Genomic DNA, 10390 nt, shown 5'->3' with positions numbered 1-10390 from the left:
CGCGATCGGATCGTACGCTTTGACGGCATCGCCTTTCTGCACGTTCAACTGAACGACCGTTCCGGCGAACGGAGCCGTCAGTGTCGCCTTGGCAATCTCGGCCTCCAGATCGATGATCGCCTGGCGCTGTTCCTCGAATGCAATTGACGCCTCCTCGAAATCGATCGGGTCCATCTCGTCGCGCTTGCGCAGCGTTTCTTTCATCCCGGTTTCCGCTTTGCGGAACGCCAGCCGCTTGCTCCGCAGATCTTTCTGCATCGTCTCCACCTCGAGCGTCCCGATCACGGCACCCGCCGCGACCTGATCGCCCGGCTTTACATTCAGCGTCTTCAGCCGCATGTTGTCGAGCGTAAAAAACAGCGTCTCCTCCGTCTGCGACATCACTTTGCCGAGGCCTTGCACCTTCGTTTCGAGCGTTGTGGCGGTTACCTCGTACTCCGGCTTTTTCGAAATTTGCGGCGGCGTAATTTCGGGGAGCAGCTCTTCCTCGCGCTCCTTCGGCAGCAAACCGCACCCGCTTGTCACGACGAGCGAAGCGGCCAGCATCGTCACGGCTGCGCGGCGCGCCCAAACCCGGCCGCTCGACGTTCGGCTCGATGCCGCGGCGTCTGCCGGATTACCCTTCCGCGTGTGCAATGAATTTTCCGTCCACCATTTCGTAAACATGATCGGCAACCTCCAGAATCGTAGGATCGTGCGTAGTCATACAGATCGTTACGTGTTCGGTTTGAATAATCGTTTGAAAGACGTTCATGATTTGAGCCGACATTTGGGAATCGAGCTCCGCCGTCGGCTCGTCGGCCAGCAGCAGCCGCGGCCGGTGGGCGATCGCCTTGGCGATTGCGACGCGCTGCTGCTCCCCGCCGGACAGTTCGAACGGTCTATGGTGCATCCGCTTGGCAAGCCCGACAAGCTCAAGACACTCCATCACCCGGGCCTTCCATTCCCCTCGCGGCCTGTCGGCCATCCGGAGTGACAGCTCGACGTTCTCATAAGCGGACAACAGCGGCATCAGCGCGAACGTCTGAAAAATGAAGCCCAATTCACGCCGCCTCACATTCGTCCGGGCATCGTCGCCCATCCGGTGAAACGGATGCTCCCGAAACACGATCTCGCCCTTCGTCGGCTGATCCAGGCCGCCGATCAGATTGAGCAGCGTCGTCTTGCCGGAGCCGGACCGGCCGCGCAGCATCACAAGGCGCCGCGGCTGCAGCTCCAGATTGATTCCTTTGAGTACATGCAAGGGCAGCCCGCCGACCTGGAAGGAGCGCTCCACGCCGCTCACCCGCAGCAGCGGGCCCGCTTCGTCGGGCTCCGTCTCCACATTGGGAGACATCGGGGATCCCGGCGCGACATTTTCCTGAACAAGCTCCGTCTGTGTCGGCTCCTGCTGCGTTTCCTCGTCCGGATCGGGTAAGGCCGGTTGTTTTTTCCGCATCCACTGCGCCATGGTTTCTCTACGACCCTCCGTCCTGCTAACATTAGATTTTTTTCATCTATCGTATAGACGGTGCGCCCCGGAAAAAAGTTACGATGCCAGGTAAAGGAAAATATAAAGAAATGCTGAAGCAACCAAAAAAGACTGCCGAGAAAGTCTCGACAGTCCGGTATACCAGGCATCCGACAAATGGAAGATTACAACTATAAAGACCTACGAGAATGCACATTATGCCACCGAAACGTGTATTCCTTACAAAGAGGGTTGAAGGTGGTCCCGTACCATCCCTGGATGTCCGACGTTCTGTCCTTGACCCAGGCTCGCCGTTATTCACGCAACGAACGAAAACCGCCCCCATCATCAATTCCGATAGAGGCGTTGCTTGTATGAACGTCCCTGCACTTGCCAGGATCATGTTGGTCCTGGTATTTGCTTATTGGCCGAACGACTGGGGGTCCTCGCGCCACGACTTAAGCAGCGCGACGTCCTCCTTGCGGATTTTACCGAGCGACAGCGCGGTATCGATGAGCGCCGTGTAATTGGACAAGGTGTGCAGCGGAATGTGCTGTTCTTCGAAAGCAGCGGCCGCCTGTGGAAACTCGTAGGTGAAAATGGCGACCGTGCCCAGCACCTCGCAGCCGGCCTCACGGACTGCCACAGCCGCCTTCAGCGAGCTGCCGCCGGTAGAAACGAGGTCCTCAATCAGCACAACCTTCTGCCCGGCCGTATAGCAGCCTTCGATCAGATTCGTTTTGCCGTGGCCTTTTGCCTTGTCGCGCACATACAGCATCGGGAGCCCAAGCTTCTGTGCGACCCATGCCGCATGCGGAATGCCGCCTGTCGCGATCCCTGCTACAGCTTCGCAGTCCGGGAACCGGTCGCGGATGACGGCCGCAAACCCTTCCGCAATCGTATCTCTTACCTCCGGATAGGACATCGTCAGCCGGTTGTCGCAGTAGATTGGCGATTTCATGCCGGACGACCATGTGAACGGATCGGTGGGCCGGAGCGCGACGGCTCCGATATTCAACAGATGCTCCGCAATGCGGCCAGGCAGCTTATTCAAGCCGGCTTCCAACATATTAGATCAGCTCCTCGATAATGGTTTCGATGGCTTGCCTCGGATCGACGGCGGCGGTGATCGGGCGTCCGATTACCATGAAATCGGTGCCTTGCTCCAGCGCCTCGCGCGGCGTCATGATGCGAGACTGGTCGTTCGTTGCCGAACCGGCGGGCCGAATTCCGGGCGTCACCGTAATGAACGAGGCGCCGCAGACCGCCTTGATGGCGACGACCTCCTGCGGCGAAGCGACGACGCCGTCGAGCCCTGCTTGTCTGGCAAGCTGCGCGTATCGGAGCACCGCATTGTCCGCCGTGCCCGGAATCCCGATCTCGTCGTTCAGTACGGCTTGGCTCGTGCTCGTGAGCTGCGTAACCGCAATGACGGTCGGCCTTTTCAAGCTGGCGCCCCCGCCAGACCGCGCAGCCTCGACGCCTTCCATCGCCGCCTCCATCATCCGGACGCCACCGGCGGCATGGACGTTGAACAGATCGACGCCGAGCCTGGCGATGCTGCCGGCGCCGCCTTTTACCGTATTCGGGATATCGTGCATTTTGACGTCGAGGAATACGCGGTAGCCCCGCTCCTTCAAGCCTGCAACGAACGCCGGTCCGGCGGCGTAAAAAAGCTGCATGCCCACCTTCATCCAGCACGGCACACCCTCCAAACGCCGGATCAACGCTTCTGCCGCACAAGCATCCGGGTAATCCAGCGCTACCATGATCCGGTCCGCCGCTTGCTCTCTCGTGAGCGTTGCGCCCATTGTTTCACGTCCTCTCATCGATTGTGGCCTGCTATGTACATATAAGACGGCCATCCGCCGCCCCGGCGGACCGCGCATGCGCAGCCGACCGACGCTGACGTTGGCCGTTCTTGTTTTTAGCGATAAAGCTTATACCTGAAGCACCGGCATCGGACGAGACGAGAAGTTGATCGTCACCAGCATGTTGAGCAGCGCGCTGACCGTGTCCAGCGACGTCATGCAGACGATCCCGTTCTCGACGGCCTCGCGGCGGATCCGGAAGCCGTCGCGCTCCGGCGTTTTGCCCTTGGTCAGTGTGTTGACTACAAAATGCGCCTGACCAGAGCGGATCATGTCCAGAATGTTCGGCGATCCCTCGCTCAGCTTATTGACGCGCATCACGCGCAAGCCCGCTTGCTCGAGCGCGGTCGCCGTTCCGCCGGTCGCGACGATATTGTAGCCGAGCGCGTAGAAGCCGCGCAAAATCTCGATCGCTTCTTCCTTGTCCTTGTCGGCAACCGTGGCGATGATCGAGCCCGTTGCCGGAATGCGCATGCCCGCTCCGATCAGGCCTTTGTAGAGCGCCTTGGCGTACTGCACGTCGCGGCCCATCACCTCACCGGTCGACTTCATCTCCGGCGTCAGCGTCGGGTCGACGCGGCGCAGCTTCGCGAAGGAGAACACCGGCACCTTGACGGAAACGTACTCGTCCTCCGGCCACAGTCCCTGCTTATAGCCGAGGTCTGCCAGCTTCTCGCCGAGAATCGCCTTGGTCGCCAGGTTGGCCATCGGTACGTTCGTCACCTTGCTCAGGAACGGAACCGTACGGGACGATCTCGGGTTAACCTCGATGACGTAAACCTGGTCCTGATGGATGACAAACTGGATGTTCACCGTACCGATTACCTTGAACTCCTTGGCGATCTTGATTGTGATGTCCACGATCTGATTCTTGACGTCATCCGACAGCGATTGCGGCGGATACACCGCGATCGAGTCGCCGGAATGAACGCCGGCGCGCTCCACATGCTCCATGATGCCCGGAATGAGCACCGTTTCACCGTCGCAGATCGCGTCGACCTCCGCTTCTTTGCCGAGCATGTAGCGGTCGATCAATACGGGATGCTCCGGATTGATTTGCACCGCCTGCTCCATGTAGCTCAGAAGCTCCTCTTTGGAGTAGACGATTTCCATCGCTCTTCCGCCGAGTACATACGACGGACGCACAAGCACCGGATAGCCCAGGCCGTCGGCAACCGCCGCCGCCTCGTCAACCGACGTTACCGTGCTGCCGAGCGGCTGCGCGATGTCCAGCTTGCGCAGCAGCGCTTCGAACTTTTTGCGGTCCTCTGCAGCATCGATGCTTTCCAGGCTGGAGCCCAGGATGCGCACACCGGCTTTCGACAGCGGCGCGGCCAGATTGATCGCGGTTTGACCGCCGAACTGGACGATGACGCCGATCGGCTTCTCCTGTTCGATTACGTTCATGACGTCCTCGAAGAACAGCGGCTCAAAGTACAGCCGGTCGGACGTAGAGAAATCCGTCGATACCGTCTCTGGGTTGTTGTTGATAATGACCGCCTCGTAGCCGGCATCCTGAATCGCCCAAACCGCGTGCACCGTGGAGTAGTCGAACTCGATGCCCTGGCCGATCCGGATCGGGCCGGAGCCGAGCACAAGCACTTTTTCCTTATCGGTATGGGTCACTTCGTTCTCGGTTTCATAAGTCGAATAGTAGTACGGTGTCGTCGCCTCGAACTCCGCTGCGCACGTATCGACCATCTTGTAAACCGGCTTCAGGCCGATTCCGAGCCGAAGCTCCCGCACGTCGGATTCCGTCATTGTCTCGCCCGCATTGCCTTCGCGGCGCAACTCGGCAATTGAACGGTCGGAGAAGCCCTTGCGCTTCGCTTCGTACAGCAGCTCGTGCGACAGCGACGGGGCCGATTTGACCGACTCCTCGAAAGCGACGATACTTTCGATTTTGTCGAGGAACCACCAGTCGATCTTCGTCATATCCTGAATATCCTGCAGCGTGTAGCCGCGGCGGAACGCTTCGGCTACAAGAAACATCCGCTCATCGTCGGGTTTTGCAAGCCGTGTGCGAAGCACCTCGTCCGATAAGTCTGGCGCATCCTTCAAATGCAGGCGATGTACGCCGATTTCGAGCGAACGTACAGCCTTGTGAATCGACTCCTCGAACGTCCGGCCGATCGCCATCACTTCGCCGGTCGCTTTCATTTGCGTGCCGAGCTTGCGGTTGGCCGAAATAAACTTGTCGAACGGCCAGCGCGGGATTTTGGATACGATATAATCCAGCGTTGGCTCGAAGCAGGCGTAGGTTTGGCCCGTAACCGGGTTGACGATTTCATCGAGCGTGTAGCCGACTGCAATTTTGGCCGCCATCTTGGCGATCGGGTAGCCGGTCGCTTTCGAGGCCAGTGCCGAAGAACGGCTGACGCGCGGGTTAACCTCGATGACATAGTACTGATAGCTGTACGGGTCAAGCGCGTACTGCACGTTGCAGCCGCCCTCGATGCTCAGCGCGCGGATGATCTTGAGCGACGCGGAACGGAGCATCTGGTATTCGCGGTCGGAGAGCGTTTGGCTCGGAGCCACGACGATGCTGTCGCCCGTATGCACGCCCACAGGGTCGAAGTTTTCCATGTTGCAGACGACGATACAGTTATCGTTCGCATCGCGCATAACCTCGTATTCGATTTCCTTCATGCCTGCGATGCTCTTCTCGATCAGACACTGGCTGATCGGGCTGTAGCGGATGCCCGAGGTGACCGTCTCGCGCAGCTCTTCCTCGTTGGCGCAAATGCCGCCGCCGGTGCCGCCGAGCGTGTAGGCCGGACGGACGATGATCGGATAGCCGATTTCATTTGCAAAATCGACCGCTTCCTGCACCGTCGTAACGATCGTGCTCTCCGGAACCGGCTGCTCCAGCTCGCGCATCAGCTCGCGGAACAGGTCGCGGTCCTCGGCTTGCTCGATCGCCGTCAGCTGCGTGCCTAGCAGCTTGACGCCTTCGCGCTCCAGCACGCCGGCGCGCGCCAGCTCGACGGCCATGTTCAGGCCGGTCTGTCCGCCGAGCGTCGGCAGCAATCCGTCGGGACGCTCCTGACGGATGATCTGGCTGACGAATTCGAGCGTGATCGGCTCGATATATACCTTGTCCGCCATGTTGGTATCGGTCATGATAGTAGCCGGGTTGCTGTTGATTAGGACAACCTCGTAGCCTTCTTCTTTCAAAGCCTGGCAGGCTTGCGTGCCGGCGTAGTCGAACTCGGCCGCCTGGCCGATGACGATCGGGCCGGAGCCGATGACGAGTATTTTTTTCAAATCGTTATTTCGTGGCATGCTGCAGTTCTCCTCTCAGCGTCTCGGACAGCCGGGCCTGGCGCGGCTTCTGCGGGTTATTGCGTTTATACTCGCGAATCATTTCCAGGAACTGGTCGAACAAGTAGCCGGAATCAAAAGGTCCCGGAGCCGCTTCGGGATGGTACTGCACCGAGAAAGCCGGGAAGCGCTCATGCTTCAGGCCTTCAATCGTCCGGTCATTGTTGTTAATATGCGTCACTTCCAGGCTGGTTCCGGTAACGGAATCCTCACGCACCGTGTAGCCGTGGTTCTGGGACGTAATGTAGCAGCGGCCGGTCGCCAGCTCCTTCACCGGATGGTTGCCGCCGCGGTGGCCGAATTTCAATTTCTCCGTGTCGGCGCCGCAGGCAAGCGCGAACAGCTGATGCCCGAGGCAGATGCCGAAAATCGGGAACTCGCCCAGCAGCTCGCGAACCGTATTCACGGCATGCGGAACGTCCTTCGGATCCCCAGGTCCGTTGGAGAGCTGAATGCCGTCCGGGTTGAGGCGGCGGATTTGCTCGGCTGTCGTGTCATGCGGAACGACCATCACCTCGCAGCCGCGCTTCGTGAGGTCGCGCAGAATGCCGCTTTTGGCGCCGTAATCGATCAGCACGATGCGTTCGCGGTCGCCCGGCACGTTGATGAAGCTTTTCGTCGAGGTGCGCGGCACCTGGTCGGTCATCAGCGTCGTTGCGCCGAGCTGCTCCAGCAGCTCTTCCTTTGATTCGCCGCCGGTCGTAAGTACACCTTTCATGACGCCGTGGTGGCGAATGATCCGGGTCAGCATGCGGGTATCGATTTCGCTGATGCCCGGTATGCCCGCTTCCTTCAATAGGCTGTCGAGCGAATATTCGGCGCGCCAGTTGCTCGGCACCGGCTCGTGGCGGCGCACGACGAAGCCGTGCACGAACGGGGTAATGCTCTCAAAGTCGTCGCGGGTGATGCCGTAGTTGCCGATCAGCGGGTACGTCATCGTGACGATCTGTCCGCAGTAGGACGGATCGGACAACACCTCCTGATAGCCGGTCATGCCGGTGTTGAACACCACTTCCCCGATTTTGGCCGTTTCCGCGCCGAACGATTTGCCGGTGAACAGCGTGCCGTCTTCCAACAACAATCTTGCTTGCATCCGTACTCACTCCTCTGGGTCTAAAGTTATCGGTTCATCTCGCGTCAGGCGAGCAGGTAAAGATAAGACTGATTTCTACACACGCTGCACAAGCTTCCGGCCGTTACGCCTCCGACCACACCGTCCGTCCATCGACAATCGTGAGGACCGGCCAGCCGGTCAGCTTCCAGCCGCCGAATGGCGTATTGCTGCTCTTCGACAGGAACGTGGCCGGATCGACCGACCGTTCCGTCTCGAGATCGACAATCGTCAGGTCTGCCGGAGCTCCGACGGCAAGCCTCCCTGTCGACAGTCCGAACGCCTTAGCCGGATCGGATGTCATCCGCTGCAGCAGAAATCCGAGGTTCCAGCGTCCGGTGAGGACGAACTTTGTGTACAGCAGCGGAAAAGCGGTCTCGAAGCCGACGATGCCGAACGGCGCGAGCTCCACGCCGCGCCCTTTCTCCTCGGTGCTGTGCGGCGCATGGTCGGTCACGATCATATCGATCGTTCCGTCCTCCAGCCCCTCGATCACGGCCTGCACGTCGCGCGGCGTCCGAAGCGGCGGGTTCATTTTCCAGTTGGGATCCATGCCCGGGATGTCCTCGTCGGACAACACGAGATGATGCGGGCAGACCTCTGCGGTGACGCGCACGCCGATCGATTTGGCCAGCCGGATCAGACGCACCGATTGCTCCGTGCTCACATGGCATACATGGTAATGCACGCCTGTCGCCTCTGCCAGCAGCACGTCGCGGCCGACATGGATCGCTTCCGATTCGTTCGGGATGCCCTTCAGGCCGTTATCGCGGACGAACTTGCCCTCCGACGCCCAAGCGCCATCGACCAGCGAATCGTCCTCACAGTGAGCGATGATCGGCATGCCGAGGGAATGCGCGAGCTTCATGGCGTCTTTCATCATTTGCGCATTCTGAACACCGACGCCGTCGTCCGTGAAACCGATCGCGCCCGCTTCTTTCAACGCGGCGAAGTCGGTTAGCTCGCGGCCGAGCTCGTTCTTCGTGATGGCCGCATAAGGCAATACGCGTACGCAGCCTTCGCGGGCCGCTTTGTCCAGGATGTACGTTACCGTTGCCGGCGTATCCGTCACCGGCCGCGTGTTCGGCATGCACGCGATCGTCGTGAAGCCGCCCTTCGCCGCCGACCGGGTGCCGGTCGCGATGTCTTCCTTATGTTCGAAGCCCGGATCCCGCAGATGCACATGCATATCGATGAAGCCGGGCGATACAAGCTTGTCTTCCGCATCAATAATAGGCGCCCCGCCAAAGTCGCGGCTGCCGGCTCCATCCGCGATTTCCGCGATCAGGCCATCCTCGATGCGGATATGCTTTTTCTCCAGGCGCCCGGCCGTTTCGTTCCAGACCAGGCCATTCGTGATCCAACTCGACATTGTTGTCAGCAACTCCCTTCGGCCGAAGCCTTTATTTAAGCGCCCGTTCGATTACGGCCATCCGAATCGGTACGCCGTGGCTCATTTGGGTGAAAATGCGCGATTGCGGATGCTCTACCAGCTCGTCGTCGATCTCCACTCCCCGGTTGATCGGCGCCGGATGCATGATGATGGCGTGTTTGCCAAGCCGGGCGGCGCGCGCCGCCGTCAGGCCGTAATGCTCGCGGTAATGCTCCGCCGAGCTGATCATGCCGCCTTCATGCCGTTCAAGCTGCACCCGCAGCATCATGACGACATCTGCACGAAGCGCTTCGTCCATCGTGACGTAGGCCGCGTCAAGCTCTTTGGCTTCCATATTCGGCGGTGCGCAGAATACGACGTTTGCTCCCAGTGTGCGCAAGGCCCACAGATTGGACCGCGCGACCCTGCTGTGCAGGATGTCGCCGACGATCGCGACCGTCAGGCCGCGGATCGTACCGAACTGCTTCCGCATGGTGTACAAATCAAGCAGCGCCTGTGTCGGATGCTCGTTGTTGCCGTCGCCCGCGTTGATAAGCGGGATCCGGATTTTCTCGGCCAGCTCGGCAAGCACGCCGATCGGCTTCAGCCGGATGACCCCAGCGTCGATACCGAGCGATTCAAGCGTCCGGACCGTGTCGTAGATCGACTCGCCCTTCTGCACGCTCGATACGGCCGCCGAGAAGTTCAGCACCTCGGTGCCGAGCCTTTTTTCCGCCACCTCGAACGAGAAACGGGTGCGCGTGCTGTTCTCGAAAAACATATTCGCGACAATTTTTCCCGGCAACATTCGGTTGATTTTCTCCGGCAGCTGTTCCCAGTTGGCGGCACGGTCCAGAATCGTCTGGATTTCCGTTTCCGACAGCCCCTTCAGGCCGAGCAAACTTCTTTCCTTTAATTGCGTTGCGGTCATCGTCATCCGGTTTGCCCCCTTTGCCCCAGTATCGTCACATTGTCGGCGCCGTCCACTTCCGTCAGCGCCACCTCGATATTTTCCAGCTTGGAGGTCGGCACGTTCTTGCCTACGTAATCCGGCCGGATCGGCAGTTCCCGATGTCCCCGGTCCACCAGCACGGCAAGCTGGATCGACTGCGGCCGGCCCAGATCCATAATCGCATCCATCGCGGCGCGGATCGTCCGTCCCGTATACAGCACATCATCGAACAGAATCACGCGCCGGTCGCGGATCGCCATCGTGCTCTCCCCGTCCTGCTTCACCCCGTCGTAGCGGCCCGACGTGCCGA

Annotated in this window: 8 protein-coding genes and 1 pseudogene; all 9 read right to left on the bottom strand. The window is 59.9% G+C overall.

Features of this window, described 5'->3' with window-relative positions:
* Window positions 1-666 (bottom strand): annotated as a pseudogene (locus tag BG52_RS06530) (efflux RND transporter periplasmic adaptor subunit); the annotation flags it as partial.
* Window positions 617-1336 carry an ABC transporter ATP-binding protein gene (locus BG52_RS06525; protein ID WP_051602289.1) on the bottom strand — a complete coding sequence of 240 codons (720 nt, stop codon included), beginning with the start codon at window positions 1334-1336 and terminating at the stop codon, window positions 617-619. The gene BG52_RS06525 and the pseudogene BG52_RS06530, both read right to left, overlap by 50 nt.
* Window positions 1337-1871: 535 nt before the next feature.
* Window positions 1872-2519 carry an orotate phosphoribosyltransferase gene (gene pyrE / locus BG52_RS06520; protein WP_036581357.1) on the bottom strand — a complete coding sequence of 216 codons (648 nt, stop codon included), beginning with the start codon at window positions 2517-2519 and terminating at the stop codon, window positions 1872-1874.
* 1 nt (window position 2520) lies between these two features.
* Window positions 2521-3279 (bottom strand): orotidine-5'-phosphate decarboxylase, encoded by a 759-nt coding sequence (gene pyrF / locus BG52_RS06515; RefSeq protein ID WP_223298930.1) that lies wholly within the window; start codon window positions 3277-3279, stop codon window positions 2521-2523.
* A 111-nt stretch (window positions 3280-3390) separates the two neighbouring features.
* Window positions 3391-6606 (bottom strand): carbamoyl-phosphate synthase large subunit, encoded by a 3216-nt coding sequence (gene carB, locus BG52_RS06510; RefSeq protein WP_036666981.1) that lies wholly within the window; start codon window positions 6604-6606, stop codon window positions 3391-3393.
* The gene (locus BG52_RS06505) at window positions 6593-7738 is read right to left on the bottom strand and encodes a carbamoyl phosphate synthase small subunit (RefSeq protein ID WP_036581346.1); all 1146 of its coding nucleotides are present in this window, start codon (window positions 7736-7738) and stop codon (window positions 6593-6595) included. Before BG52_RS06505 ends, carB begins: the two co-directional genes overlap by 14 nt.
* Window positions 7739-7841: 103 nt before the next feature.
* The gene (locus tag BG52_RS06500) at window positions 7842-9128 is read right to left on the bottom strand and encodes a dihydroorotase (protein ID WP_036581344.1); all 1287 of its coding nucleotides are present in this window, start codon (window positions 9126-9128) and stop codon (window positions 7842-7844) included.
* Between the two features lie 31 nt (window positions 9129-9159).
* Complete coding sequence (locus BG52_RS06495) at window positions 9160-10059, bottom strand: aspartate carbamoyltransferase catalytic subunit (RefSeq protein WP_036581413.1); 900 nt, start codon at window positions 10057-10059, stop codon at window positions 9160-9162.
* A 2-nt stretch (window positions 10060-10061) separates the two neighbouring features.
* Window positions 10062-10390, bottom strand: a 329-nt coding sequence (gene pyrR, locus BG52_RS06490; RefSeq protein ID WP_144340751.1) for a bifunctional pyr operon transcriptional regulator/uracil phosphoribosyltransferase PyrR, incomplete at its 5' end; no start/stop codon positions are given.

The sequence above is a fragment of the Paenibacillus darwinianus genome (assembly GCF_000598065.1).
GTDB classification, from domain to species: Bacteria; Bacillota; Bacilli; order Paenibacillales; family Paenibacillaceae; genus Paenibacillus_I; species Paenibacillus_I darwinianus.
Note: the sequence above shows the minus strand (reverse complement) of the source record. Positions and strands in the feature narration are given on the sequence as shown.

What these genes read in the sequence shown, in the direction of transcription:
- BG52_RS06525 (WP_051602289.1), bottom strand. Translation starts at nt 1,336, where the DNA reads ATGTCTCCCAATGTGGAGACGGAGCCCGACGAAGCGGGCCCGCTGCTG.
- pyrE (WP_036581357.1), bottom strand. Translation starts at nt 2,519, where the DNA reads ATGTTGGAAGCCGGCTTGAATAAGCTGCCTGGCCGCATTGCGGAGCAT.
- pyrF (WP_223298930.1), bottom strand. Translation starts at nt 3,279, where the DNA reads ATGAGAGGACGTGAAACAATGGGCGCAACGCTCACGAGAGAGCAAGCG.
- carB (WP_036666981.1), bottom strand. Translation starts at nt 6,606, where the DNA reads ATGCCACGAAATAACGATTTGAAAAAAATACTCGTCATCGGCTCCGGC.
- BG52_RS06505 (WP_036581346.1), bottom strand. Translation starts at nt 7,738, where the DNA reads ATGCAAGCAAGATTGTTGTTGGAAGACGGCACGCTGTTCACCGGCAAA.
- BG52_RS06500 (WP_036581344.1), bottom strand. Translation starts at nt 9,128, where the DNA reads ATGTCGAGTTGGATCACGAATGGCCTGGTCTGGAACGAAACGGCCGGG.
- BG52_RS06495 (WP_036581413.1), bottom strand. Translation starts at nt 10,059, where the DNA reads ATGACCGCAACGCAATTAAAGGAAAGAAGTTTGCTCGGCCTGAAGGGG.